This window comes from Pseudomonas sp. PS02290, from assembly GCF_029960075.1.
Lineage (GTDB): Bacteria > Pseudomonadota > Gammaproteobacteria > Pseudomonadales > Pseudomonadaceae > Aquipseudomonas.
Window position 1 is genome coordinate 1 of the sequence record NZ_JASCOY010000004.1, and the last position, 26,089, is coordinate 26,089.

At 52.5% G+C, this 26,089-nt stretch carries 31 protein-coding genes; 7 read left to right on the forward strand and 24 right to left on the reverse strand.

Annotation, left to right across the window (positions count from 1 at the left end; all coding sequences use genetic code 11):
* From QMX88_RS03325 to QMX88_RS03370, 10 genes are all read right to left on the reverse strand, one after another.
* A partial coding sequence (locus QMX88_RS03325) for a pilus assembly protein (protein WP_282366296.1) occupies nucleotides 1-380 on the reverse strand: 380 nt, incomplete at its 3' end.
* Nucleotides 381-382: 2 nt separating this feature from the next.
* A complete protein-coding gene (locus tag QMX88_RS03330) occupies nucleotides 383-847 on the reverse strand; it encodes a hypothetical protein (protein ID WP_282366298.1) in 465 nt (154 codons plus the stop codon).
* Nucleotides 848-1,002: 155 nt separating this feature from the next.
* Complete coding sequence (traC, locus tag QMX88_RS03335) at nucleotides 1,003-3,435, reverse strand: type IV secretion system protein TraC (RefSeq protein ID WP_230691861.1); 2,433 nt, start codon at nucleotides 3,433-3,435, stop codon at nucleotides 1,003-1,005.
* Between the two features lie 112 nt (nucleotides 3,436-3,547).
* Nucleotides 3,548-4,000, reverse strand: coding sequence for a TraA family conjugative transfer protein (gene traA / locus QMX88_RS03340; protein ID WP_230691860.1), 453 nt, complete (start codon nucleotides 3,998-4,000; stop codon nucleotides 3,548-3,550).
* 18 nt (nucleotides 4,001-4,018) lie between these two features.
* Nucleotides 4,019-4,624, reverse strand: a complete 606-nt coding sequence (traV, locus tag QMX88_RS03345) for a type IV conjugative transfer system lipoprotein TraV (RefSeq protein WP_230691859.1) — start codon at nucleotides 4,622-4,624, stop codon at nucleotides 4,019-4,021.
* A gap of 14 nt (nucleotides 4,625-4,638) precedes the next feature.
* Nucleotides 4,639-5,847: a TrbI/VirB10 family protein gene (locus tag QMX88_RS03350; protein ID WP_282366309.1), complete on the reverse strand. Its 1,209-nt coding sequence runs from the start codon at nucleotides 5,845-5,847 to the stop codon at nucleotides 4,639-4,641.
* A gap of 2 nt (nucleotides 5,848-5,849) precedes the next feature.
* Nucleotides 5,850-6,695: a TraK domain-containing protein gene (locus QMX88_RS03355; RefSeq protein ID WP_230691857.1), complete on the reverse strand. Its 846-nt coding sequence runs from the start codon at nucleotides 6,693-6,695 to the stop codon at nucleotides 5,850-5,852.
* Nucleotides 6,692-7,324: a type IV conjugative transfer system protein TraE gene (locus QMX88_RS03360; RefSeq protein ID WP_230691856.1), complete on the reverse strand. Its 633-nt coding sequence runs from the start codon at nucleotides 7,322-7,324 to the stop codon at nucleotides 6,692-6,694. The genes QMX88_RS03355 and QMX88_RS03360 overlap by 4 nt, the downstream gene beginning before the upstream one ends.
* Before the next feature lie 65 nt (nucleotides 7,325-7,389).
* The gene (gene traL / locus QMX88_RS03365) at nucleotides 7,390-7,674 is read right to left on the reverse strand and encodes a type IV conjugative transfer system protein TraL (RefSeq protein WP_116894912.1); all 285 of its coding nucleotides are present in this window, start codon (nucleotides 7,672-7,674) and stop codon (nucleotides 7,390-7,392) included.
* Entirely contained in the window at nucleotides 7,671-8,282 is a 612-nt protein-coding gene (locus QMX88_RS03370) for an OmpA family protein (RefSeq protein ID WP_282366320.1), read from the reverse strand. Before QMX88_RS03370 ends, traL begins: the two co-directional genes overlap by 4 nt.
* Nucleotides 8,283-8,511: 229 nt before the next feature.
* On the opposite strand from QMX88_RS03370, the gene QMX88_RS03375 reads away from it, so the two are divergent.
* The 4 genes from QMX88_RS03375 (at nucleotide 8,512) to QMX88_RS03390 (ending at nucleotide 13,415) form a co-directional block, all read left to right on the forward strand.
* Nucleotides 8,512-9,405, forward strand: a complete 894-nt coding sequence (locus QMX88_RS03375) for a hypothetical protein (protein WP_282366324.1) — start codon at nucleotides 8,512-8,514, stop codon at nucleotides 9,403-9,405.
* Nucleotides 9,406-9,468: 63 nt separating this feature from the next.
* Entirely contained in the window at nucleotides 9,469-11,235 is a 1,767-nt protein-coding gene (locus tag QMX88_RS03380; RefSeq protein ID WP_282366326.1) for a type IV secretory system conjugative DNA transfer family protein, read from the forward strand.
* Entirely contained in the window at nucleotides 11,228-12,499 is a 1,272-nt protein-coding gene (locus tag QMX88_RS03385; protein ID WP_282366328.1) for a hypothetical protein, read from the forward strand. The genes QMX88_RS03380 and QMX88_RS03385 overlap by 8 nt, the downstream gene beginning before the upstream one ends.
* A gap of 10 nt (nucleotides 12,500-12,509) precedes the next feature.
* Nucleotides 12,510-13,415, forward strand: coding sequence for a hypothetical protein (locus QMX88_RS03390; protein ID WP_282366330.1), 906 nt, complete (start codon nucleotides 12,510-12,512; stop codon nucleotides 13,413-13,415).
* Nucleotides 13,416-13,433: 18 nt separating this feature from the next.
* Here the strand turns inward: QMX88_RS03390 and QMX88_RS03395 are convergent, their stop codons facing one another.
* Together QMX88_RS03395 and QMX88_RS03400 are read right to left on the reverse strand one after the other, a co-directional pair.
* Nucleotides 13,434-14,027 carry a YcbK family protein gene (locus QMX88_RS03395; RefSeq protein ID WP_282366332.1) on the reverse strand — a complete coding sequence of 198 codons (594 nt, stop codon included), beginning with the start codon at nucleotides 14,025-14,027 and terminating at the stop codon, nucleotides 13,434-13,436.
* 114 nt (nucleotides 14,028-14,141) lie between these two features.
* Nucleotides 14,142-15,212: a toprim domain-containing protein gene (locus QMX88_RS03400; RefSeq protein WP_282366335.1), complete on the reverse strand. Its 1,071-nt coding sequence runs from the start codon at nucleotides 15,210-15,212 to the stop codon at nucleotides 14,142-14,144.
* A 298-nt stretch (nucleotides 15,213-15,510) separates the two neighbouring features.
* On the opposite strand from QMX88_RS03400, the gene QMX88_RS03405 reads away from it, so the two are divergent.
* Nucleotides 15,511-16,407, forward strand: coding sequence for a recombination-associated protein RdgC (locus tag QMX88_RS03405; protein WP_282366337.1), 897 nt, complete (start codon nucleotides 15,511-15,513; stop codon nucleotides 16,405-16,407).
* Nucleotides 16,408-16,493: 86 nt separating this feature from the next.
* Nucleotides 16,494-16,874: a hypothetical protein gene (locus QMX88_RS03410; protein WP_282366339.1), complete on the forward strand. Its 381-nt coding sequence runs from the start codon at nucleotides 16,494-16,496 to the stop codon at nucleotides 16,872-16,874.
* A gap of 51 nt (nucleotides 16,875-16,925) precedes the next feature.
* On the opposite strand, the gene QMX88_RS03415 is transcribed toward QMX88_RS03410, so the two are convergent.
* The 11 genes from QMX88_RS03415 to QMX88_RS03465 all read right to left on the reverse strand — a co-directional run bounded on the left by QMX88_RS03415 (nucleotide 16,926) and on the right by QMX88_RS03465 (nucleotide 23,425).
* Complete coding sequence (locus QMX88_RS03415; protein ID WP_282366341.1) at nucleotides 16,926-17,318, reverse strand: hypothetical protein; 393 nt, start codon at nucleotides 17,316-17,318, stop codon at nucleotides 16,926-16,928.
* A gap of 1 nt (nucleotide 17,319) precedes the next feature.
* The gene (locus QMX88_RS03420) at nucleotides 17,320-17,838 is read right to left on the reverse strand and encodes a hypothetical protein (protein WP_282366343.1); all 519 of its coding nucleotides are present in this window, start codon (nucleotides 17,836-17,838) and stop codon (nucleotides 17,320-17,322) included.
* A gap of 74 nt (nucleotides 17,839-17,912) precedes the next feature.
* Complete coding sequence (gene trbC, locus QMX88_RS03425) at nucleotides 17,913-18,647, reverse strand: type-F conjugative transfer system pilin assembly protein TrbC (protein ID WP_233097167.1); 735 nt, start codon at nucleotides 18,645-18,647, stop codon at nucleotides 17,913-17,915.
* Complete coding sequence (locus tag QMX88_RS03430) at nucleotides 18,595-19,623, reverse strand: TraU family protein (protein ID WP_108184663.1); 1,029 nt, start codon at nucleotides 19,621-19,623, stop codon at nucleotides 18,595-18,597. The genes trbC and QMX88_RS03430 overlap by 53 nt, the downstream gene beginning before the upstream one ends.
* Nucleotides 19,620-20,249: a type-F conjugative transfer system protein TraW gene (gene traW / locus QMX88_RS03435; RefSeq protein WP_282366355.1), complete on the reverse strand. Its 630-nt coding sequence runs from the start codon at nucleotides 20,247-20,249 to the stop codon at nucleotides 19,620-19,622. Before traW ends, QMX88_RS03430 begins: the two co-directional genes overlap by 4 nt.
* Before the next feature lie 100 nt (nucleotides 20,250-20,349).
* Nucleotides 20,350-21,186, reverse strand: a complete 837-nt coding sequence (locus QMX88_RS03440; protein WP_282366357.1) for a DsbC family protein — start codon at nucleotides 21,184-21,186, stop codon at nucleotides 20,350-20,352.
* Nucleotides 21,187-21,364: 178 nt separating this feature from the next.
* Nucleotides 21,365-21,616, reverse strand: a complete 252-nt coding sequence (locus QMX88_RS03445; RefSeq protein WP_282366359.1) for a hypothetical protein — start codon at nucleotides 21,614-21,616, stop codon at nucleotides 21,365-21,367.
* Between the two features lie 68 nt (nucleotides 21,617-21,684).
* Nucleotides 21,685-22,065, reverse strand: a complete 381-nt coding sequence (locus QMX88_RS03450; RefSeq protein ID WP_282366361.1) for a hypothetical protein — start codon at nucleotides 22,063-22,065, stop codon at nucleotides 21,685-21,687.
* Nucleotides 22,062-22,310, reverse strand: a complete 249-nt coding sequence (locus QMX88_RS03455; protein ID WP_108184862.1) for a hypothetical protein — start codon at nucleotides 22,308-22,310, stop codon at nucleotides 22,062-22,064. The genes QMX88_RS03450 and QMX88_RS03455 overlap by 4 nt, the downstream gene beginning before the upstream one ends.
* Before the next feature lie 10 nt (nucleotides 22,311-22,320).
* Complete coding sequence (locus QMX88_RS03460) at nucleotides 22,321-22,881, reverse strand: hypothetical protein (protein ID WP_282366368.1); 561 nt, start codon at nucleotides 22,879-22,881, stop codon at nucleotides 22,321-22,323.
* A 118-nt stretch (nucleotides 22,882-22,999) separates the two neighbouring features.
* Nucleotides 23,000-23,425 (reverse strand): hypothetical protein, encoded by a 426-nt coding sequence (locus QMX88_RS03465; protein ID WP_282366369.1) that lies wholly within the window; start codon nucleotides 23,423-23,425, stop codon nucleotides 23,000-23,002.
* A 614-nt stretch (nucleotides 23,426-24,039) separates the two neighbouring features.
* Between QMX88_RS03465 and QMX88_RS03470 the strand changes: the two genes are divergently transcribed.
* Nucleotides 24,040-24,912 (forward strand): DNA/RNA non-specific endonuclease, encoded by an 873-nt coding sequence (locus QMX88_RS03470; protein ID WP_282366371.1) that lies wholly within the window; start codon nucleotides 24,040-24,042, stop codon nucleotides 24,910-24,912.
* A 63-nt stretch (nucleotides 24,913-24,975) separates the two neighbouring features.
* Here the strand turns inward: QMX88_RS03470 and QMX88_RS03475 are convergent, their stop codons facing one another.
* Entirely contained in the window at nucleotides 24,976-25,983 is a 1,008-nt protein-coding gene (locus tag QMX88_RS03475; RefSeq protein ID WP_282366374.1) for a tyrosine-type recombinase/integrase, read from the reverse strand.
* Nucleotides 25,984-26,089 lie beyond the last annotated feature (106 nt).

Here is a 26,089-nt window from a genome sequence, read left to right on the forward strand (position 1 = left end):
CGACCCCCGATGAATGCAATATTGCCTTTTACTACAAGCTTGTCGCCGGGCAAGCCCGCGATCATTTTGCCTACAGTTTTTCCATCAAAGTGAGGCCCCATTAGGCCGGCTGAAGGAACAAATGCCACGTAATCACCAACTTTCAAGTCTTGCGGTATGCCGTAGGTGATGAAGTACAACCGCCATGGCAGGCACCGAACAGATGCAAGATCAACCCCTATTCGGTATTCCTGGCGGAATGCCGTAACGCTCGCGATCGCGACGATGAAAGAAGCTGTGATGCCGATTAGGGAGTTGCGTAGAAACAGCCGACGTTGTTTGTCATTGCGCAGCGCAACAAAGGGGGCCGCCAGACGTGCACCAAACGATTTTGCTTCCATCATCACTCCAGCGTCAGGCCCAGTCGTTTAGCCACTTGCGGGGTGATGTTGAGACCCGCTGGTTCGTTCATCACCACCGATGAATTGACGACGATAATCCCTGCTTCGCTAAATGGTCTAAGTGCGCTTTGCAGATCGTTAACAAACGCCAGACCCTCACTCTGAGCCTGCTCAGGCGTCATGCCTGGCTTATCAAGTGTCTGCTTCATCTGTGCACTTGCGAGCTTTGAGCCGTCTACCAGAAAAACCTGTGCGGAGGTCGACTGGTTTGCAGTGGCGTAGTGGAATGAAATAAATCCGCTGAAGGCTGAAAATGCCATTGCGATTACGGCGGTAGTGAGAAACGAAACCCCGCCCTGCACTACGGTCTCTTTTTTGCCTCCGGCAGGCTTACTGCGAATATCTTCAGGTTCAAGGCTGACGTTCTCACTCGAGTTGTCAGGGGTGGGGTGATTTGTACTAGTCATTGCCGGCCTCTGTCGCTGCTGAGAAATAGGTGTTGTTTAGGCGTTATTCCGAATCATAACACGTGCCAATAATCCCATCAGTATCATGATATGGTTTTTGTGCCAAAAAAAAGCCCAGATTTCTCCGGGCGTGTGAAGGGGTGCGACGGCTACGACTATGCGTAGGCCGCCTCACGCTCGATGAAGTTCTTAACTGCATCGACGGCGTCAACGCCTTGGTCGAGCTGGTCAAGAATGTCGTTTCGCGCCGCACCTTTTGTGGAGAACATGACGTTGTGGAAGTTATCGACCACGAGTCTGACGATCCCCCAGTCCGTATCGCTGCGCTTCACCATAATCTCACTGTATTTGCCTGGCATCGTGTGAACCGACTTCAACATGTGCTGGCCGTAGGCTTCGATCTTGAACTGCTTGCTGTCGATAGCAGAATCGATCGACTCTGTCTTTTGCTGAAGAATGAACTGCCAGGCGGAGTTTGCCGCGATCGCTTCGCAGTTTTTCGATGCATAAACGTCACCGATCGACTGAGTAACAACGAGCACGGCTCCATCCTCTTTTCGGGCTTTACGGTAGGCTGCAATCATGGCCTTCGCCATCATCGGGTCATCGAGCAGCTCCCAAGCCTCGTCGACAATCAAAATCTTCTTACGTCCGCGCTGCCCCATCTGGGCTTTGTACATGTCGTGGTTGATGCGCGAGATCAATTGCAGCAACACAACCTGCTGAAGCGCTGGTCGACCTTTCAGATCGCTCAGCTCCATGCAGATGAATGCGTTACTCATATCGAGATTATTTTCTCCTTCGAACCATCGCGTGAACTGACCGCCGGCGAACGGGAAGAGCTGACGGCCAAGACGCAGACACTCTGGATCATCGGATTGAGCGATGAACCACTCAGAAACTGCTCGAATATTGGCGGCGTTGCCATACCTCGTGTAAACGCTGGTGATGGCCTGCTCGATTCGGGACAACTGATAGTCGTCCAGGATATCTTCGGGAGCTGCCATCTTGGCGATGGTGGCCTTGAGGATGTCCATTTCTTCTTCGAGATCCTCGATGTGCGTGAATGGGTTCAGGCACACATCTGACTCAGGACGAAATTCAATGAATTCGCCGCCGACACTTTTGCATAGCTTGAGGTAACTCCGGCCGGCATCAATGACCCAGACTTTCGCACCTGAAGCCAGGTAGTCCGCAACGAATTTTTGAGTGAGGAAGGACTTGCCCGCGCCCGCCTCGGCAAAAATGATCCCACTATAGTTCGTAGTTGAATCGTACAGGTCGATCAGCGCTGGCTGGCCACGGCGTGTGAGTAGCAGCATTGCTCCGCTCATTCCCGAGCCGGTCCACTCCCCCAGAATCGGTAGAAATTGCACGGCGTGGCGTACGCCCATCGTGTGGAAACGGAATAGGTTTTTCGTTCCTTCGCGAGTGGTGTTCAGAGGCAGTAGATTGTTCCACAAGGCTTCGAGGATCCGCTTGTCTTCCCGTAGCTCAAATGCGAGAGACGTATAGTAGGCCTGGAGGCCAGAGGAAAGCTTGTTCAACCGCTCAAGGCTGCGCGAGAAAAGGAAAACAGTGAAATTCACCTCGACGACCACTGCGCCCTTACCCTCGATCTCATGCACGAGCGTGTCGATGCCTTTTTTCTTATAGCCCAGCACAGGGATGAGGTGCGCCGTCGGCCCAAACACTTGATGGTTGATAATTGAGGAGGTGTTTTTGACTTCGTCTACCTTCACCACTTGATCTGGGTAGTGCAGCGTCAGAACCATGTAGTAAGGATCGGTGATCTGATTTGAGAGTCCACCTGGATCTCCGATCATATGGTTCATGATTGCTAGGCTTGTGCGCTGGGGGAAGAATTTGACGCTCAACGCTTTAGCGTAATGAGATCCTTCGTTGAATTTGATCGTTGAAGGATCGTCGTAGTTGATCGAGTCACCCGGATAATAGATCTGGTCCTTCAGCAATTTTGCTTCGTCGTAATGGGAGCGCGGGGCATCCCATAGCTTGGTGATGATGCGCATGATCACCAGGTACGCTACGGCATCCAGCTGAAAAAGGTTCAGCGATGCTGCCTTCAGCGCTTCCGTGATTCGGTCGGCGCTTTCTTTCGTTGTGGCGATATCCGCGTCTTCAGGCCGCTCGTTACGGCATGGAAACTTGACGGTGACAATAACGCGCTGACGATTGAGCATGACTCCGCTGCGCTGCACCAGCGGAGTGTCCACGCCGCTGCTGATCAGGTTTGCGTGTTGTGTCGTCAGTGCGCGCAGTATTGGTGTTGAATTGGGCTTGTTGTTGACGTATGCGTCGATGTACTCGCCGACATCAGGGCTGGCAAGCATGCCGATCTGGATGAATGTTCCAGGCGGAAAGGCCATGCTCAACGCCGATTGCAACTTGTCCACGGTCGACGAACTTGCGCCCGTCAAAGCGTCGGAGACAAAACAAGCGCCGAGATAGTGTTCAGTACCATCAGAGCAGAAAAAAACCTTGGAGTCTGGGTCGACTGCTCTTACGGTGAGTTTTGCTTGAGGAAGGGTGACTCGGTCACCTTTGATCGTTGCTTTTGGGGCTGCCATAGCACTGTTCGCCTTGGAGTGTGGTTGAGTAGGCTTTGGAAGGCCTGTAGGGCAACCCGCAGGCAGAGCCAACTAAAAAGGCGCACTGATGACCAGTGCGCCTTCGGGGGTATTACAAAGTGGCAGTGAAGATGTTGGTGAGCACGCCCGGGCCAACGCTTGCCGACAGGGCAACAGCGACGCCGGTGACAACCGACATAACCGACTGCTTCACAACACCGATAGCCAAGCCAGTACCCAGCGCGCCAAGAGCAAAGACTTTACCGAGGGAGCCCGTCATCCAGTCATCCAGGTTGGTCACGATCGTGGTGAACGTGGAGTCGGAGCCGGCAGTGACGTCCAGAGCCGCCGCCAAGCCTACTGCGGCGACAACCAGCATGGCGGTCTTGTTCATTTTTGCGTGCGGAGCGGCCTGGTTGAGCTCGATCATGTTGCTGGCTTGGACGTTAGCGGTGAAGCCGGACGCGGTAGCAAGCCCGATAGCTGCTACGGCCAGTTTGCTTTTGATCTTGGCGAAAGGCGCAGCCAGTTTGCTTACGTTTTGAGCAGTGTTTTGTACGTTCATGGTGAAGCTCCAGTTGGATCAGTTCAGGTTGATGTCGGTGGTTGTTGGGATTGCAGCAGTTGGGTCGGGAGCGTAATCCGAGGGTTGTTTTTCCTCGTGTTGGTTTGCTGGTACCGTGGCGTTCACTGGCGGTACGGCTGCGAGCTCGCGGTGAGGTACAACCATTCCCTGCCCGGCAAACTCTGCTTTACCGAAGGACCAGGTGCGCGGTTGTACTTCAGTAAATAGGTAGGACGGAAAGTGGAGGTCGTCCTTGCTATCGATCCAAGGTGCGATCCAGATGCGCATAACTTGCGCCGGCACTCGTACTGGACGGGCAAGATCTGCAACTTTGGGCCCTGGCATCCCGTTCGAAGCCTTCAGGCTTTGCTCAGAGCTCGCAGTCTTTCCCAGATCATTACCGTATTTAACGTTCGGCACTTTTTGACCGATCGGCATATCACTTTCGGTCAACGCCGGCATTTGGTTCGTCGACTTGTAAACGGCCATTGGCGATTTACAAATGATTCCTTGGGGCATACCGGGGCAGGAAAACTCATCGTCGCCTGCGGTGTTGAACCAAGAAGAACAACCACTGAGCAATGCGATGGGCAGTAGCACACTGATAATTGAAATTCGTTTCATAGGCGTCACCTTGTTCATTTCAGTTCAAACCCTTTAACCAGCATGACGCTCACCTTCCGGCCAGCATCAATTTCGACAACTGGGGTCATTTCACGCGCCATTTCCATATAGAACTTTGCAACTTCGTTCGCGGATGTTGAGAAGCCTTTAGCAACACCGGTCTGGAGGATGCTTGAAGCATCCGCAGTTTGTGTGGAAACGGTTTGGCCTGGGTTGAGGTTAAGTTGCGGAACGCTTTGAGGCGTCAACCCTTGAGCGATGCCCGAGAGGCCACCGGCAACAATTGTTTTTGCGATCATTTGGCCTTGCTTAGAAACAAGTCGCCCTCTCATACCTGCACGACCGTCTTCACCGACGATGTAACCTTCCAGCTTGGTGTCAATAATCTTGCCGTCTTTTCGTACGCACGAAATACTTTCAGTTCGAATAATTGCACGCTCACTAGAAAGCGAACCGTATCCAGATGCAAGTACAAAGCATTCTTTGATATCGAGCTTGTACTTGTTAGGTAACATTGCGAGCGTTTTGACACGCATCGTCGTTGGAACTGGATTCTTTTGCGTCGTGGCGCTGGTTGGAGCATCCATCCCGTTCAGAAGAACCACTTCGAAGAAAGAACCACTAGGCATGGCCGGTACAGGTTTTTCCTCACGTTTCGGGGCTTCCCGCTTGTTATCGAGGTTTGCCCCTGTGATTCGCAGTTTCGGGCCCACCGGTTTAACTTCCGCAGCGGGTGTTGCGGTGCCAGTGCCGGCCGAAGCGTCATAACCAGGCAGCGCATCAGTTAATGCTGGAGGCGAACCAGGACGTGGTCCGTTCTTCTCCAGATCTTCTATACGCTGGTTAAGCCTTCTTAATTCCTGTAAGGCATCTTGGGTGACTGCATCATTTTTATTGTTCTGTTTTTCTTCCAGTTCACGGAGCTTATCGGCGGTTCGAGCGTCTTTTTCCTGTTGAAGCTGAGAGCTGACAGTCTTCAGCTCTTTGCCTTGAGCTTCGATCTTCGCGAGCAACTGTTCCGGTGTGTTGTTGTTGCCGACCGGCAACAACAGATTGGACTCGTTTAAAGGTTCTGGCTTTTTGCGGTTAGTTTGCTTCCCGCCGCCAACCAGAATTGCACCAACCAGCATCAGGGCGCACAACAAACCCCCTATAGCAATGACCTGACGCCAGCGCGGATTCAGGTCTTGCCACCAAGTATTCAAATTGTCTTTCAGTGCCATGGTTAATCCCCGGTCGCCGATTTGTCAGAAACGATAAATACCTCTGTGGTTTTTCCGTTTCTCAAGGTGGCAGTTGGGAAAAACGATACGGCGCGTACGCCTTCGCTATAAAACGTGCCTTCATCCAAATCAACATCATTTGGAGTAGTGCCCAAGATTGTATAGCGATAGATATCGTATTCGGGGCCTGAATACCGGACTTTCGGGTAGGCAATTACATTACCAATGTTAGCCGCTGCCGAAGGTAGAGCGCCTTCACTGAATCCTTCCGGCGTTTTGCCGAGTGCAATTTCTCGCAAGCAGTATCGAATATGATCAGTGTAAACATTGTTGTCCGGTGCACTCTCTGTCTCGGATTTAGCACCAGTTTCTGCCAGGGCCTTATCTAACTGCAAAACTATTGTCTGCGGCGGCATTTCTTTTGGTACGAGAGTGAGAGAAATCACAGGATCATTCGGATTCGCGCCAGTGATATAGGCCGCGACTGGTTTGCCTGTTTTCATCGTTGCGTAAAGAGATTGGCCGATCGTTGAAAAATCGACATCTGCTTCTTGCTGGTCGATCGAGCGTGGCTCAGCGAAAGGCGTAGAAATCCGATTCGGCAAAAGGCTCGAAACATATACGATCTCATTTCGGTCAGAACCAACGCGAACTACCTGAGTACGGGACTCTTCCTTATTACCCGGCATCAACCCCAATCCAGGCAATGGCTGCGCTTCTACAGGTTTGGTGCGTTGAACGGCCGTCTTCGGTACCGGCGGCAAGTTGTAATTGGCCGTCCCATCAGCAACAGCAACAGTCGCTTGAAGGGAGACCAGCACAATGAGAGCAATGGCTGTGCGTTTCACTGAATCGTCTCCTTGGTTTGTTCTGCTGGCTTAGGTGGGTGTGCTTGGATCCATTTTTGGGTTTTAGGGTTGGAACCGGGATAGGTATCGAACGCCTCAATGACTGGGCGGCCGTTTCGCATTTTCATGACGTACTCAACGACGTGAACCTCGGGCTTGAGTTGACCTGTCGCGCTGCGCGACTCCATCGTTCCGACGATGAAAACTTTTGAGGTTTCTTTTTCGTAACTGGTCTTTGAGGCCGACCAACTGATTGACCCGGCGTTCGTGTTGAACACGGGATCGTTGGCGAGCATGAACATCTTTTTCCGTACTTCTGGGTAAATCGCAGGATCTACGAAGGCGCTGACTGAGTCGGCAACGAACTGCACATTCTTGGGGGTGACGTTACCCATCAGAACTGAGGCGTAAAGGCCAAAGGACTTCAGGTACTCCTCGTCAGCGGTGTTCCAGCCAATCCTTACCTCCTTGTCCAGCGTCGGAGGGATCAGGCGAGTTGTCTCGTGCTGCCCCATTTGGTTGATCGCCAGCACGCTCACTGCAACAGCCAAAAAGATATTGGCCGTTGCGTTCAATTTGCCGAACGACTGGAGCCCTTCCATCGTGCCGAGCAGACTTTTTAAATTCATTTTCTAAAACCCTTGAGAGGGAAAAGGATTCATAACGCGTACGCATAACGCATGAACAAACAGTTTCAAAGAAAGAAGTCTCGTTTCGATGAGTCTTGGTAATGCTTGTTGAGTGGCATTACCCCGGCCCAGTAGCAGAGGTGCTGCAAAATCCCATCGAGTGCGCCATTCTTGAAACGCTTGAAGCGCTTCACTGCGTACCAACCTCCTACCAGTGATGCGATTGTTGCCCAGCCGCCGATAGCGATTCCTGCGCCCAAGCAACCGATGAAAATTACCGCCTCGTCGATTTCCCAAAACAACAACTGCGTTTGGCTATCGACGTAGCGCGGAATGTCGATCTCTTTCAAAGAGCGCCCCCCGTAGCTTTCACAATATCCAGTTCGACTCGGCGGTTCATTGAGCTGTCAACGATCGACACAGGTTCACGCTTACCGCGGCCGAAGACTTTGATGTTCTTTTTGCTGACACCGCGTTTGATCAGATAGCGGGCGACGGTTATTGCGCGATTTTCAGAGAGCTTCTGGTTATACGCGTCACTCCCAACATCGTCCGCATGACCTACAAGCTTAACGACACTCCCCTTTCGCAGTGCTTCAGCGATCGTGTTCTCAAGTGCTGCCCACTCAATAGGGTTGGTCTTGTCGAAACCAAACAGAACGGTTGCTCGCACGTGCCGAGCATCTTCAGCCGCCTCCGCGTCGATCGAGTCTAACCGTGCTTCTTCTGCTGGCATCAGTGCGCGGGTGCGCGATGGTTCATTAACGATCCAGATGGTTGGCGTGCGTTTGACCTGACTATCGCGGATAGCTTCACCGAGGACATGTGCCTGATGCGCAGGTTCTACCGCTACGCCCACCGATTCCGGGATCACCATTTGGCGCACGTCGACGGCGCCAGCGGTGCTTGCGGCAAAGGCGAGCGAAGCAACCAGTAGGGCACGGGGTTTGGTGTTCATAGGAATACTCGTGGGATTAGTGTGCGACGTAACACGTAGCGATAATACAGGTAGTCGCCTTTTTGTTGCAATAGGCTGTTTGTGGGGCCTAAAATATAGCCACGTGTTAAGTATTGCAAATTACGTAAGCAAAAAATACGTTCTCCCCCCTCCCGACCTTATTGGCTGCTGTGCGACATACCCCTGCATCAGGTTATTCACTCTTTTGCAGCGTCGTAGGAGTTCAACTATGCAACCCACATCTGAAGCAGTATCCACTGCGGTTCCGGCAGTCAAGCAATGCCAATCATTGGATGCAGGTGCACCTGCGGCTTCGATCGGTCTGGCGGTGTGGAACCAGGTGCAGGAAACGCATCCCGACATAACCAAGTCGTTCAGCAAGGGTGGTTTTCAAGGCACCGCAGTATCTCCAACCTACCAAGCAATGCGTGCGACCCAGATTTTTGGGCCTCATGGGCTGGGATGGGGTACTGAACTCATCAGTGAAAGCTATGTTGAAGGCGGCCCTTTGGGCTTTGATAAAGACGGTCGCATGCTCGGTCGTGAAATCATCCACAAGGTCTACCTTGAGGTCTGGTACATCTATGAGGGCAAACGCGGCTCCATCAAGCAGTTCGGCGCAACCACGTTCCTCTCTCGGGATGCCTACGGGACAATATCGAGTGATGAAGACCACGCAAAGAAAAGCATTACCGACGCAACGTCTAAATGTCTTTCGCTACTGGGGTTCAGTGCTGATGTTTACATGGGAAAATTCGATGATCACAAGTACGTCGAAGGGCTAAAGGCCAAGATGGAGGCTGCGGGGAATCCTGCTACCGGCATGGCTACTCAAGTCACTTCATCCGGCGTAACTCAACAAAGCGACACTGGATCTTTGACAATGGGAACGGAGTTCTCGAGCCGCTACATGAGCTACAAAACTCGACTCCAGGAGTATCAGGAAAAAGGACAGCACATAAGCAATATCGCAGCTGCACGTGCGCAGATTGAGCAGGACACCCTGCTGACTCAGATTGAAATCAAAACGCTTTTGCAATCGCCTTTGCTGCGTATTGCTGATTCACCAGCCGATCCAGTTGAGTCTGGCTCCGGTTCCACTGAATCGAGCATTTTCTTATAAACCCCACAACCCGGACGCCTTTTGGTGTTCGGGTTTTTTTATGCGCTGCATAGGTCGTCCTCGATGAGCATGGAAAAGATTTTACGATCGAAAATTGGAGGATCACTAGATACGCTGGCGCTGAGCTCAATGGGCGCCGGTGGGGTTCTGACTTCACCATATTTCGGATCGCTACCCTCCAGCTTGCCGCTCGCGCTGGGAGCGGCGGGAGGGGCATTCATTGGCAACAGATTGTTCCAGTTCTGGAAGGATCAGCTGCTCCTTGATTCGAAGATCAACATCAGGTCAGCGACTGACTTAGTGCGTCCAGATGGAATGCTAGTGGGCTATACGACTGACACAGGTAGCCCAGTCCATATTCCAGATGAAGATCTCATGCGACACGGTTTCATTCTGGGCCAGTCCGGCGTCGGCAAGACCGTCCTAGGCAAATTATTGATGTTCCAGCAGATCCAGCGCGGTGGGGGATTGACGTTCATCGACGGCAAAATGAACGCCGACGATATTCAGACCATCTATCAGTACTGCTGCTGGGCAGGCCGTGAGCAAGACCTCTTGATCCTCAATCCGGGCAATCCGGATTTAAGCAATACCTACAACCCGATCCTCCGGGGCGATCCGGATGAAGTTGCTGCACGAATTTTGTCGATTATCCCTTCGACTGAGAACAACCCGGGAGCAGACCACTATAAGCAGTCAGCGAACCAGGGGATTGCGACTTTGGTTGCGGCGTTTCAAGCGGCTGGGCTTGCCTACAACTTCATCGATTTCACGATCCTGCTGATGAACCATAAAGCGATCGAGGAACTCGAGACTCGCTTGAAGAAAACTCAGCCTCACAACCCGGCCACAAAAAATCTGTCGCTTTTTCTTGAGCAGTACAAAGTCGGCGGCGGACCCGGAAAGCCCGGCCTTGAAAACATGGTCGACATCAAGCGGATGAAAGAAACCTTCGGCGGACTTGCCGGCAGGATGTACATGTTCGGTACCGGCAAGTTCGGTGAGGTACTGAACACGTATACCCCAGATATTGACCTCTTCGAAGCCATTCGGGCGAAGAAAATTATTTACGTTGCATTGCCTACCATGGGCAAAAACGAGGCGGCATCCAACTTCGGCAAGATGTTCCTCGGTGATTTCCGTACAGCGATTTCCTGGGTGCAGGCATTACCGGAAGAAGAGCGGCCAAATCCACCTCACCTCAATTTCATGGATGAGCTAGGCAGTTATGCAGTTCATTCGCTTGCACGACCTTTTGAGCAAGGCCGATCAGCGCAGATGGCGCTGTTCCCCGCCGCTCAGACATTGGCAAACCTTGATGTGGTGTCTCCCGATTTCAAGGAGATGATCATCGGTAACACTTGGACCAAGATCTTTTTCAAGATCGGTACCCAAGCCACGGCCGTAGAGTGCGCCGATCTGATCGGCATGAAAATCGGGATTGCGAAATCACTTAGTGGTACGCAGAACGAAAGTAGCAGTAGTCCCCTACTCAATGTGGCTCCAGAAGGAGGTACGGGCGCAGCCGCCGGTATCTCTGAGGGTGAACGCGAGCAGGAAGAATACAAGGTGAGTCCCGACGATCTTAAAGCGCTCGGTAAGGGCGAATGCATCATCCAATACGGCGGTGACCAGATCTTTAACGTCCGTGTGCCGATGATCACCATCGACAAAAAACTTCAAAAAGAGATTGGCCGAATCCGCATCAATCATTTCCGGAAAGCGTCCGTGGAGGGCGCTGACTACTTCAAAAACAGTGACAAATACCTCGGTGGTAGTGGCAAGCCTACCGGCGCCCGCAAGGTCTTAAAGGAGCTAGCAGATGAATGAAATAAACCCAATGGCTGTCGTAGCCAGTGGCGGGCACATGCTCGTCCTTGATCCGCGTGGCACTGGCCAGGAGCAGCTGATCGGCGAGATGCTGGAAAACCAGATCTCATCGGGTGGTGCTGTGATCGTCCTTGGCTCAGCGATCGAGGAGCCAATGCTCACTACATTAGTGAAGGCCTGCCAAGCTGCCGGCCGTGAGGCAGATCTGTTGGTCGTAAATCCTGCGAAGCCAGCGACCAGTCACACGTATAACCCTGTGCTACACAGCTCACCTGAAAACATCGCAAGCCAGGTGATGAACTTCATTGCAATTCAGGATGACTCGGTTGATCAAAACAATGCCAGCACTGCCAGGTTGCTGGAGTCGCTAATTGCCTGCCTTCAGCTGGGCAATATCCCGTACTCGTTCCTTGATCTCGGCATGTTTGTCATGAAACCTGACTCGATAGCGGCCTTGGAGTGTTTCATCAATGAAGTTCACCCCGGGTCCGAAGCGCTGCGGTTACTGAGATCTGCCTTAGCGCCCTACCGTGACTCGGAGGGCAACATCAGCCCTTCCCTTCTCAAAGCACAGTACTCAGGTCTTGCCGGGAGCATGTGCATGCTCGGGACAGGCCGGCTGGGTGAGATATTCAACAGCTACACACCAGATCTAGTCCTGCACGATGCCATCGCTGGCGGGAAGATTGTCTATCTTGCTGCACCGTACATCGGTCGGGGAGCCGCGGCGTCTAACCTCCGTAGGATTGTAATCGCGAATCTTGCCGACGCAGTTGGGCGCGTCGGTGATCGCCAAGTACCAAAAGTGCCCGCTCTTGCAGTGTTTACCGATCCCGGGGGCTGCAACGACCCGTGTGTTGATCGCCTGCTGGCGGCGGAAAGTGAGCATGTGTTGAGGGTTGTGATTTCGGCACCGTCATTGGAAGCATTAGGACAGGAGTCGATAGACCTTCGAGAGGTCTGCCTCAGCCGAGCGCGAAGCTTTGTTTTCTTCAGGCCAAACACTCAAGCCACCGCGCAGTTGTACCTGAAGTTTCTGATTCAGGATGGCGACCTCGGGCTGGTAGCTATGGCAGAGAAGATGTTGGCCTTCACTGCAACCCAGTACATATCGATTACTGATGGGTGCAACGTGCAGTGGGGTGACGCCAGAGCAGCGCACTCGGTAGCCAGGCTGCAAGCCGCTGCGCTACCGCGTCCAGAGCGCCTCTTTCACGAACCCCTGACGGGGGCGGATCAATTTACCCAGACTGTGCCAGTTTGAGGACTCACCCATGAACGATTTAACCATACAGAAAGACGTAATGGAGGACACAGGCTATGAGTACAGACCTGAAGTTCATACTGGCACTGATAGCGATATTTCTGATCCTGGGGATGTTCGTAACTGGCTTGAGAGCTTTGATAGCGCCAATATTTTCGAAGGTCTTGACGCCTTCGATTTTGGCGACGGCATCAACGATGCTCAAGTGGATTTTCTGGGTAGTGACGAAGCTATGGTCGAGTCACGTCCTTTTGCTCAAGAACTTGCTATCTCCGCACTCGATAATCTACCGAACCTTGGATCGCAAAGAAGAACAGTAAAAGAAGAGAGTCTTCGCCGGTTGGACGAGGAAGACTTTGAAGCGGGTGTTCCGCGGCTGGCTTTCAGGATCGTCAAGGCAAACGTCGAGGCGCTGTTTGCCAAGAAAATGAAGCCAGACGACTACGTGAAGGCCGCTCAATGGGTATTCGGTCCAACGTTGGGGGATTGGTCGTTCGATCGTTGCTGTGAAGTTCTAGGTGCACGTAAGGACGTAATCCGGTTGAGAATTCACTATGAGTTCTGGCGTCGCTGGTACATCTTCCCAGTTGAGTTCCCGTTTCTGATTGACCCGGTGCCAGAGGCGGTTGCCGATGAGATTTACATCATGAGCGGTGATGAAGGATACGATTTGGCGCGAGCTGCGTGGAACCAGCCTGGCATCAGGTCTAAAGACCTGTTGTCCCAGGCGTCAAAGGGGGAAGTAACGGACAAGTACCGCGTGGCGCTTGAGCGTCTTGCCGACCGTTATATGCTGTCGCAGCAGAACGACTGCTGGTACCTAACCGGTCGTAATCCGGCTCTTCGCGCACTCGACATGGCGATCATACCTAACCGGCCAACTACTAATCAGGTCTCCTGGTCGAACATGTTCTAGCTCTGCACGCCAAGCCCCTCAACGGGGCTTTGGCTTTTGTATGGCATTCCTCTTTTTCACAACCCCTCGCCAAGTTCTCAAATTGCCATCATCAACATGCACAAAGCCTGAATCTGGATATATGCCTACGCCACCGCCTTGAAGGTACAACGCCAAGTCCTTCAGGTACTCCACTGGTACACCCTCAACATACAGATCACATGCCCCCCCTCGTAGGTGCGCAGAGTCACGCACGCCGCCGGCGTCCTCATTTGTTTTTTCGCTGCGATAGCCGGAGGTAACGATAATCGGGAGGTGAATCGCGTGCATCGAAAACCACCCTTGTATGCCACAGAGTATATCGAGGAGCGTATGGCTCATCTGGACTGCGGTGTCGGTGTGAATATCACGCAGAATGCGACAAATCCGCTCATAACCTGACCATTGTAGGTGCCCGCTTTGATGGTAAATCTCATTGACCTCCTCCCATACCCCCTTGCGCACTTCACGTTTCAGCCAAAGGCGTCTGGGCTGATCCCAGAACGTGCTGGTGCTGGCGCATGCGGGTTGTGTGCCGGTGACCATTAGGCCGAGGGAGAGTAGAAGAAATTGTCGTCGGTTCACGGTGGACATATCTGTGGCTGTAATCCGAGCATCGTAACAGCTCAAAAAGCGTATGTGTATGTGTTATGAATCATTCTGACGGCGTAAAAAAACCCGGCAATGAATGCCGGGCTGTAGTGGGTTTTAGATGAGTCCTCGCATCGCTTTGAGTTGATCGTTTAGGTCGCCGATCCTGTTGGGCGGATTGAAGATACCAACCATGGCTTCGAAAGCTTGCAGAACAGGCTTCAGTTTTTCTACTGCTGCGTAGCCAGGCTTGTCAGGATCCAGTGCCATCAGCACGTTTTTCTCGGCCATCATTTGAAACCAGTCTGGTTCCCAATTCTCGCAACCCGGAAGCGCGAAAATCGTACGCTTTGAACCCATTTCGACAGCGGATATAAGGTCGATCGGCCCCTCAACGATCATGTAATCGTCAGGAGTTTCGCCTTCCCATATCCATGGAGATTTACCACCGTAACGCATGGCTTTTTTCTCTCCCTCTTTGGGATCACGCATCAGTCTGAATTCTGCGGCACAGTGAGACTGCGAGCGGAACCAGAGTGGACGAAACGCACAAGCCGGTGCCTTTTTATCGGGCTTCCAGAGTCCAGCTTTTTCCATCAATTCCTTTCCGGCCACTTCAGTCAAAAAAGCTTTTGCTTGAAAGGGGTCGTTGGGTATCGTGATCAAAATGCCTCGCTCGCAAGCCTCACGTGCAACGCGTTCTGAAATACCTCGCCCGCCCAGGTACGCTAATGCATCCTTTGAAGGGTATGGTGATGCTTCCGCAACCTTTTTCAGCACTAGCGCCAAGGCGCTGTCGTCCCGCTCAATAGCTGTATCCGGTTTAGGTGGGATGTAATGCTTCAACATATCCACGTCGGCCCTCATAAGCTCAAGGCCGGCTTCCCGGTGCGATATGCGCCAGTAAAAGGCTGCTGCCGCAACAACATCGCCATGCTCCCCACAACTGAAGCACTTCCAGCTATCTTCCTTTACGCAAACTTTAACCGAGTGAACAGAAGCTGCTTGGCAGCTCGGTTCGTTTGGACAAACACCGTAACGTATGGCTCCGCTCATTGGTTTGGGTTTTGCATCGAGCATGTGCTCGAAGAACCAGTTGAGCGGCACGTTATTGCGGACATACTTGAAGTCAACTTCGTAAACGTTGCCGTTGGCGTCGCGCTTGAAGTGGTCTTGAATACCTGCCATTGCTGGTTCTCCAGATGAAATCTTGATGCTTGGTTATGCTTTACGTTGGCCTGTAATTTCAGCTCGCAAGACCTTCAAGTGCTCATCGCCTTACCACCAATGACCTGGGACGCATCGCCTGACAGGTAAGCGGGTTCGGCCGTGCGCAACTGCTTTGCCGTTGTGTAACCGGTAAAAGAGCGGACATGGTTTTCTCACTTGCAGAACTGAGGTCTGCATCATAGTAAATCTGAAGGTATTATGTGCACGTGATGTGAATTATTATTGAGTCATAGCCAGCTTTCTCAAGGTCGACGCCATGTTTTCAAACCTGCACCTCTACCGGATTACAGAGCCATGGTCTCTCTCAACCACAGATCTGGCCAAGAAGCTCCAAAACAAGGTGTTCAAACCCTGCACCGAAAAGATGATCAGCTCCAGTGGATGGGTCGAACCACGGCCGGGCAGTGGGTTGGTTTACGTCAATCAAAAACAGCTTCTCCTAACCGTCTGTTTTGAGGAACGCAAGGTTCCAGAACCCGTCCTGCAACGGCTGACCATTTCAAAGGCCGCCAAAGTGGAAAAGGAAAAGGGTTACAAGCCCAGCCGGGCACAGTTGAAAGATTTGAAAATGGAAGCACTTCTTGAGTTGCTTCCACGTGCATTCGAGCACCAGGTGACGATTCCTGTTTGGGTGAATACGTCCGCCGGGCTGATCGGGATCGACACCGGAACGCCGGCGAAAGCAGACGACGTAATGACCATTCTCCAAGAGGCGATAAATACTCCCGTCTCCCTCATTCGCACCAGCATGGATCCGGGGTCAGCTATGGCCTCGTGGTTGATGAATAACGAGGCGCCTGATGAGTTCACTGTCGATCGTGAGGTGTACCTGCAAGGTCTCGACATCGAGAAATCGAAGGTTCATTACGCTCAGCTGAGCCTCGAGCGTGATGAGGTGCGACAGCACATCATCGAGGGGCGCAGACCCACAAAGCTGGCAATGACCTGGGATGAACGAATTACGTTTTTTTTGACCGACAAATTTCAGGTCAAGAAAATCACGTTCCTGGACAGCGTCAAGGCCGAGATCCCCGACGAGGAAGACGATGAAGCGGCCTACGCAGGAATGTTCCATGTCTACACAGAGCAGCTGACAAAACTCGTTCCCTCATTGCTTGAGGCTTTGGGTGGAGAGGAACTGGGGGACGGATAGATAGGGGCTTCGATTGTAAGAGCATGATGCGCATCACCGGTTACTAGGCATACGCAAGGCTTAGCTCATATCCCGGGAGAATGACCATGAAACTCACCTTTGATACCGCTGTTATCAACCGCAATGTTCAGTCCATTAGCCTGAAGCTGAAGTTGAAGCTCCAGTCGATGAAGAAGCAAGCCAAGTTGATTGGCGAAGTTGTTTTTCTGCTGGGCAAAGCTTGCTATCTGAAAATGTTTCACGCTCAGATCGTGACAGCGACCGTCGTCGATGTTGACGGGTTCATGAACGTTTACGAGCTGGAAGGTGTTCCTAGCGTAACCGCTGGCCTTGTCCGCTTGCATTACCGCCAGACCGTGAATGGCTACGTTAAAGCTCGCTCAAGCTTGCTGGTCACCGATGCTCAATGGAATCTGCTTAGCCGACGTGCTGCATTCGGCGCTGGCAGGCAGACACGCATGGCTTAACGAAGTACAAAACCCGGACATTTGTCCGGGTTTTTTTTGCTTTGAATATTGCTAGCTGAAGAGGTTTAACGCTTTCGATGCGATGAATGGCGTGACCACCGCCTGATCTACGATGAAAGATGTAGCGAGGTGCACCGCGAGCCCGCCGGCGCTGAGAATGAATAGGCCCATCGATTGAGTAAGAAACAAGTGTTGAAGGGGCATCACTACGAGCACAACTCCTCCACCAATGACGACCTTGTCTAGCACCCAGGCGGTGTTTGTGAGAGCTGCGGAAGGCACCAAGTTATTCACATCGACAGATGGCGCCAGGGCAAACTGGTAATAGATCAGCACTATATCAATGCATGCGATCACCAGAACTGGCAGCAGGAGTATTACTGCTGAGATCAACGACCTGCTTTCTTTTGGTATGTGATTTCCTGTGGACACTGGCATACCCATCTCACCTCACCTCGTTCTCATCATCTATTTCCACGACTGGATCTACGAATCCTTCCATATCGTGAGCACCACCCCCGCTCGCGTAGTAGTGGTAAGTATCGTCTTCGTCATCGTCCTCACCCTCTCCGTAAAGATCTCGGTAGGCTTCAGCAACAGCTTCTGTAGATGCCCGGCTGAGTTCACTCAGATCCTGATCCTTGTATCCTGAGGCGATTAGCAAGATGTCTGCATCGAAACTCGTCAGGGTGTCGCAGATCTCATGAATTCCGCTTGCATACCCGTAATCCCATGCTTCAAATATTTGCGTGTTCCAGGTGAGTGACTTACCGACTTCCTCGACGATATCCCGGGCATTTACCCAAGAGCCATGCCGGTAGACAACGCCGTCAAGGGCAATTCTTTTTTGGTCGTGCCAGGGAACACCTTTGAATTGTGCGCATGTCAATTCGCGCCATGTTGTCAGGTTAAGACTCAGCCCATTGAGCCATTCACGATCTTCTTGGGTTAATAGATCTCGCATTTTGGTCTCTTCCAAAACTTACCCCAATGGGAGTTTTGATGCAGAAATGCCCTACAAGGTAGGGCACGTGAAAGTTATTGCTGAACGGATCCTGGCGCATTTCGTTGTTCGATCTGGGCCAGTTTGTTCTCTGCCATTTTTGAGATCATTGGCTGACCGCGCAGCCGAATGGTGTCCAATGCCAGCATGGCGGAGATATTGCCCGTCACAGAGGTGTACGTCGCATCAGGCGAGCATCCGGTATCGAGAACGGACTCCGCCTCTGCGCTGGCCACCACGAACGTGGGAACTGATTCAACCTTGAATGCTTTGAACAGCTCCGGGTTGACCTCCCAAGGGACACCCGCTTTGTTTACCTCCAATGCGGCACGTTTAGTCTGCATCATGGATCCGTTGACGAAGCCTCGTACTACAAGCACTGCACCTGTTTCTTTAGCCTGGCGCGTGAGTTCGATGAGGATGTCCTTCGGCATCGAGAACGATACAAAGATAATAAAATCGCTTTGGCCAGGCTTCCCCTTCGATTCCTGCTTGGCGTTGTTGTAACGGGCTACAACATCGTCCAGCGACTCCGTTCTGGTGGGGGGCGGAGCGTTGATCACTGGCACATTCGACTTGAAGGTGCCAGCTTTCACTGGGTCAATCTTGCCGCCGAGGGTTGCGGCCCTGGCCGCAGACTGTTCGCCCATCAGCTTTTGAAGATCTGCATCGGACGGCATTGAGAGCGACTGGGCGTAAACGCCCAGGCTTATAACGCTAGTTGCCAAGAGTAACGCCGCCGCAGCAGTCGCGTTTACGGAAAATGCCATAGCCAAAGTCCTTGTAACCGGGAATTGGAAATTCAGTGTTGGATTCGGTCAAAATGGTGGAGCGCCCGATGGGGCCACAGCATTTGCCGGCGATCTTTGCCGTTTCAGGTTTTGGGTACAAACGCGTGAGTTTGTACTGGCGCTTGTCCATGATGATTTGCGGGTAGTAGCCGCACATTGCCCCGCTGCCCATTGCTGCCCACTGAGTCCCGGCGGCGTGCAACTTCGCGAGAATCCGAGTCGTCTGTAACCGGGCGGTCTGTTCCATGCTCAAATGCGCTTCGTTATGGCCGGTCAGTGGGTACATGTGACCATACGAGCCTGCGGCCCAGAAAATGGTCGACAGTGGGAACCCGGCTGCTGCGGCAACCGCGTCAGCTGACATTGCTCCGATCGCAACCATGCTGCCGAACGGGAATGCGTAGGGAGTGAGGATTCCTGCCAGCTCATCGTCGTTATGCGTTGGGTCAGCGAACGAGACCCAGGGCACATCCATCCCACGGCGATCCATGCAGGAGTCATCCAAGATCGCGCCCATGACGTACATTGCAGGGTTGATGTAAAAGTTGACCTGCATAAACGAGTCTCGGGTACCCGCTTGGTCGTCGGAAATCTGGCCGAACGCGTCCTTGTTCACGCCAACGTTTACACGCACACCGCCGAGCAAAGGGAAACAGCCAGGGACGGTGGTTACGTCAGTCATCATGTCGAACTCCCAGAAGGAGGTCGGAATACCTACTTTGGGAGGATTGCCGCAATAGCAGAATGGGCTTGATCCCCCGCCGCTATCAAAATCCTCCTGCCCGTCAGAAACCAAGTTGGTTGATCCGAACAATTTGATCGGAAACATGCAGGACCAGCAAACGTCTGTAATGAGGTTCGGAAATTTGCCGGTGCATATCGCGTCAGCGTTGACGTTGGCTGAAGCAAAAAAACCGGTGATCAAGAACCCCATGGCCATCAAAAGTTTTTTCATAGCTTGAGTTCCTCGATCTGGAGCTGGCGCCCTTTCTGAGTTAACACAGCGGGTACACGCTCGATGCCGAACTTCCTGGTCAGGATTCCCTGCTGGTCGAAGTAGACTGGGCGACCCCACTCGCGGTTGAGCTTCAAAAAGGAACCAGCCACGAGAATTACCTTGTCGCGAGGGTGCTCTTCGGTTCGTTGCTTTGCATACGCCAACTGCTTAGGGTCGCGGCCGTCAATGAAGATGATGGCTTTACTGAGCGGGGTGTAATCGAGCGGATTGATTTTGGTGCCAGCTGGTACCAGCACATTTCCGAGATGATCTTTGACTGTTTCAGCGTAGGTGTACGTTGGGTCGTACATACGGATCTGCGGTTCAACCACCGGTTCGATGCCTGGCAAGGGTTTTGGATTTTCCAAACCGGCCAGTTGTGTGTCGCGGTAGTCATTCCAGTATTTCGTGAGCTCCCCTCTTTTCTCCATTTCTCCTAACCGACCTTTGATCATGTCGATTGCATCCTGCTCCTGAATATTCCAGGTGTTGCCATATTGGCCCAGCTGTTCAGCGTGCAGGTTGATTGAAGTAAGGAAGAGTGTGGGGACGAAGGCGAATGCACAAAGGCGGTGTAGCTTCATCGCAACTCCAAAGGGACCGCCGTCAGGTGGTCCAAGGTGAGACTTTCTGTGACGAAATGCATCGTGGCCATCGAAATGGCCACGAGACGAAAGGTGTTTTTTATGCCCCGCCGTTCAGGAATGCTTCCAGGCGCTCGACAGTGCCCAAGCCAGGCATTTTGCGCCCGTCTTCGCTGATCATCGTTGGAGTACCGTTAATGCCGAGGCTTTCAGCCAGGCTGATGTTCTTCTCGATCGGGTTTGCGCATTTCTGCGCCGCCGGCGTGACACCTTTCATCATGCTGTCCCAGGCAACTGCGCGTTCTGCTTCTGGCAGACACCAGATGGACTCGGCTTTGGCCTTGGCCGCAGGGTGCAAGGATTCGATCGGGAACATGAAGGTGTAGATGGTTACGTTGTCGAGTTGAGGGAAAACTTTGTTTTCGAGGTCGTGGCAGTAAGGGCAGTCGGGGTCTGTAAAGAGGTAGATTTTCCGCGAGCCGTCACCTTTCACACGCGTGAACGCGTCGGCGAGGGGAAACTTGGACACATCGATTTTTTCTGCTGCTGCTCGTTTTGGCGCAGTCAGGTCTTGGCGTGTCTGCATGTCATACAGACTACCGAACATCAGGTAACGACCTTCGGCGTCCGTGTAGGCGATGTTTTTGCCCATGGTGACTTCGAAAATACCGGCCAGCGGAGCTTTGACGACGCTGGTGAAATTCGTGGCCGGGTATTTTTGTCGCAGGCCATTGATCACTGCCAGGCTTTCGAGGTCGACTGGTGCTGCCGGCGCAACTGCGGGGGTAGGCGAAGGTGTGGCGACCTGTGGTGCAGTATTTGGGGCAGCCTGGGTAGTGCTGGCAGTACCGGTGGCAGGTGCCTGGGTGTTGGTTTCGTCAGCGAATGCGGCCAGTGAACAACTGGCGAGGGCGATTGCGAGTGCAAGCTTCTTCATCGAATACCTCGGATTGATAAGTGATTACTTCAGGATTATGCGTACGTGTGATGCAATGCTACCAATTCCAACAACACAAGACTATACGCCGCTTGTATTTTTATCTTTTCCAGATTTTTTCGACAAAAAAAACCCCTGCACCAAAGGTGGCAGGGGGGGTGTAGCGTTAAGCCTTTGGCTAACGAACGTTGGTGAGGTTCGATGATTCGACGGGGATACCGTAGTTTGAAGCGTCAGAGTAGAGGCCACTTTTGGGGTCAATGAAGCTCAGATCATCGACGACCCAGCGTTCGCCTGGACCTTCCAACAGGCAGCAACGAGTGCCGGCGGGAACAGTCACTTTATGCTCTGTGCGGCCAATCTTGAAAACGGCGGCAAACGAATTGATTGTGTCACCAAGCTTTGTGTACGGCGTTCGGTTGGATTTCATGTCAAAACTCTCCTGAAAATTGGTCCAAACACTCTTGCGAAAGCGTCTGGCTGCTCGAAGCGTTGATGTCAGTAAACGAACAGATTTCCGGCGGAGCCGTGGCCGTTGTTGAACTGGGTACCGCGGGGTACCTCAAACCAGCTAAAGCCGCTCCATACCTCCAAACGTCCTTCGGACACCCGGGCTTTGAAATACCGCTCGCCCAGGGCACTAGGGTGAAAGGCATAGATGCCGGCGCCTTTTTCCAGATGCTTGCTGATCTTGTTTCGCATTTCAGAGGGGGTATAAGGAGTCGCCATATAGGAATTCCGAATGGAAGGACTTTTGTGAGTCGTCAGGGCTGCCCTGACGAACGCGTTGACTTGCAATCGGATATGAAGATCAGGCAGGTGTATTTTTGAGGGGAAAAAAGCCCGGGCGGTGCCGGGCTGGTGGATCTTTAAAGTCATGCGGGCTGCTGATAACAACCAGTCACTTTTGCGCTACGGCGTTCCTGGTAGTAGTTGATGCGGTCGTTAAAGGAATGGTGCTTGAGTTCGGTTGAGCTGAAGCCGGAACACGTCCGCACGACCTCAAGGGTGTCACCGGTGGAAAGCTCCCACAGGAAGATCGTTGTCGCATTGGCATGAATGGCGGCCTTCCTTGTGATCTGAGCGTTATTCATCAGACGTGATGCTTCGATAATGGGGTGCATAGTGGCCACCTCACTCACCGAAAACGCTGCTGGTTGCCGCATGTGTAGCTTCCACAAAGGCAGGCGAACCACCGAAACAAGTGATGCCGACCTTGTCCCTTGGAGCGAACTGCCATTGACCGGTGTTGGAGGGGTTCAGTTTGAATGCAAACTCAATTTGAAAATCCAGCTCACCAAAATGATTTTTGTAGATCGCTTCTGATGTCATACCTGCGGAGAGATCCGTCCAGTATTCGCCGTTATGAACGCGGGCGGAGCGCCAGCCGCGCTTGTACATCTGTTCGACCAATCGTTTGAAAGCCGTCTTGTGAGGCGTCGTCCAGTCGATGAAGTCCTTTATCTGGTCAAGCGGGGCGCCAAAATTGACGATCTCACACAGATCCCCGATTTCATCGGCCGATAGCGGCAGGACGGCGCCGCTATCGGAGGCGATCTCGATGAACTCACTTAAGGCAGGTCGGTTATTGCTCAGCGCATGCTGATAGTGACGAAGAGCTGCGAGGATTGTTGCTTGTGCGCGGTTTTCGACTAGCAAAACAACCTGAGCTGGAACAATTTTCGGGTTAGTCATGGTGCATCTCCTGAAGGTAAGCAGGTCTTGCGTGGACCTGGTATTCGGAGATGTCATGCACCCAAGCATAATTGGCAGGATGCGCACGTAAATCAGTGCCGTGCGCCCCTTTAGGTGGTTAGAAAAGGTTTCCCCCAAAACCCTTCCAAAGGAATTGAGCTACCAGTTTCACGCAGATCAATCCGGTCAATACTTCTACGCTGGTTGCGGCGGCCAGTTCGAGCATTTGTAATTGTTCACTCTGTGGAGATGGGAGCTGAAGCCCGGCAATCACTTTTGCGAAGTTAAGAAATGCTATTGCAAGAACTACCAGTAGTAAGGCTCTAAGTCTTCCGATCCTGATCTTATATCTGGCGGACGTTGGCAAAATCCCGAGGAAAGCACCAACCCAGCAATCGCTGAAAATTGCTTGACCCACTGATCCGCTAATCAGGAGGCCAATACCCACGGTAAATCCGCAGTAGAGCACTACGAATGCGAACATTGCTAAATATGGTGACCCCCCTTGAGGCTCTGAAAATCTGTCCGAATAGAAAAGCTTCATTGCTGAACCTCTCGAGAAAAAAGCTGGTTGTCGGGAATCGCAGTACGTGTTGTTTTTCGAATTCTGCCGTTTCCCAACAGTTGTGAATACTGAGAGATTTTTTAAGGCGGCGGCGAGAATCTAAAAACCTCCTGCGTTACTGGCTCCCATTCCCCGGACAACGGGATGATGCGTTGTGAATTGGTCAGTCAGAAAGTTGAATAAATTTTATAGGTGCGTGTTGCATGTCCTTAAAATTCTGTGTTTAATAGGTCCCAAGCAGGCGGAAACGCCTCAAACGACCCAATCTCCTGAAAGGCTGGGAAATCAACCGAAAGGTTGAACTTGCGACCACAAGGCCCGCTACGTGTAGTGGGCCTTGTGGTTTCTGGCATTTGAGAAATCCGTTTCGACGTAGTGAATTCTGATATGCGTACCTGTTATGCTTAATTTCCGATGCAGCGGGTGGTTCATCATGCCTTTGTCAGTTCGTTTGCACCTCGACCTTCCCGGGAGCCGCCTCCCTCCCCGCCCTACCCCTGACATTTGTCAAACCCTTTACTGACGTTGCGCGGATCAGGTGGTCTCTGCTCTTACTGTCAGTATTTCGTCACTCAATCCTGAAGAACTCACGCATGAAGCTAAGCAAAATTGCTGTTGGGCTATCGACCCTTGTAATGCTGTCCGCCGGCGCCGCACAGGCCCGCGGCCTGATGGATTTCATCAAGTTTCCCAATGCCCAGGAAGAAAAAAGCAGCTACCGATCCGGAACGATCAACCCGAGCGAAGCTCTCGCCCTCTACACCAGTCAGCAGAAGAAGGCCTCGTTCGATGGTTGCGTCGACATTTTCCCGGCAGGCAGGCCGATCAGCGTCGCAAGCGTACCGCCGGCCATGAAGCCAATGGCTCTGTGTTCTGATAGCTTTGCGGTTATTTACTCGCAGGCGAGTCGAACACCTTTGGTTGTGGTCGAGCGACTCGATGCTGCGAAGGTTCGAGATGCCAAGGGGGAGGAACGAACCAATCAGTTTTATCCCGATCCGCGTATACCGAAGAGCGGCCGGGCTGAGTTGAGCGACTATCGTGGCGCTGGGTTTGATCGAGGCCATCAAAGTCCGGCTGGAGATTCGCCAAATGCTCGCTCGATGGCGCAGTCTTTTGCGTTGTCCAATATGGTGCCGCAGTCTTCACAAAACAATCGGGGTGCGTGGAGCCGCATTGAATCAGATGTGCGCAAGTTCGCCCAACGTTCCGGGGGCAGTGTCTATGTGTTCACAGGTCCGATTTTTGATCCTGGGTACACCACGATCGGAGACAACAAGGTCTGGGTTCCGACGCGGTTGTTCAAGCTGGTTTATGACGCTTCGTCCAAGCGTGCCTGGGCGTATGTGCTTCCAAACGCAGACACACGCGTCGAGCGGCCGATGGATTACGCTGCGTTCGTCAAAACCACTGGGTTGAATCTGCTGGGCGATCTGCCGGTAACCGGCACGGCTGGACGGTCGTAATTTAACGCAGCGGAGCAGCACAAACGCTCCGCTGCGAGACAGCCTTTCCTTGTTCGGTGCTCTTCAGCTGTTACGCCACATTTCCCATGAAGCGAACAGTCGCTCTGCCGAGATTACATGAGCGAAACCCATTCGATCAGCAACGTGCTCAGGTGACTCTCCTTTTTCAAACAGTTCAGCTGCAAATGAGTTGCGTAATGTTTGTGGGCTGGCGCGATGTGCATCGCCCCTTAAGGCTTTAACGCCTGATTCCTCGATCATCGCCTCGGTGATTCGCACAAGGGTGGATGGGTGAATGCTGGTAATGGTCTTCCCGTTTTTTACAATGGGCTTGATGTCCGAAGGGAATAACAAATTTCCTTCGGTAGCCATTCGAGCTCGATGCTGTAACCAGGTCTTGAGTGCTTGCGCGGCATAATCGAGGGGCCGGGTCCGATGGGAAAATTGGGAGTTCTTGTCGCGAAGATTGATCCAGTGCTCTTCACCCAAGTAGATGCAATTAACAGTCAAGGGCACGATTTCTGCAACCTTGAGACCAGCCCCCAGGCATAGCCCAACTATTGCTCGATCGCGTGCCTCACGCCATTGATCACGCTCTTTCTCTGCGGTGATCGCAGAGTTGAGGTATGTAGCGAGCAAGGCGCGTTCTGTGGGCTTGAGAAAGCTGGTTGGAAGATTTCCATCCGCTTCCTTCCATTTAGCTCCTTCCTCGCGCATCGCCTGTGCGGCTGGGTTCATAAAACCGATCTCGGCGGTGTTTTTGATTAGGTCTGCAAGCACACGTTGTATCAACTTGCGGTACCGGTCTCGCTGAGGTCGATTTACATCAAGGCCTTCCAGGAATTCGCTGATGTTTCCTGAATCCACTTCGCTTAATTTAATGCTCTTTTGCTCAATCCAGTCCACAAAACGGCCCCATTGAGCCCGGTAGACTTCAGCGGATGAAATTCTGATATGAGCACGCGACATCCCTCTGCCTGGCTGTTGGCTCATCCACTGTTCGAACGTTGTCTTAGGGTCAGAATCCCAAGCTACAGCATCGGTTTTGAACAGGTCGTCGCACGCGCTCATGGTTCACTCCGCTGGTATTGGACGCAGATAGGTAAATCCTTGACTGTTAATTGCATCTCTTTAAAAGCGCGATTTTAGCTTAGGATTTGCTGATCTGCATGCCTTG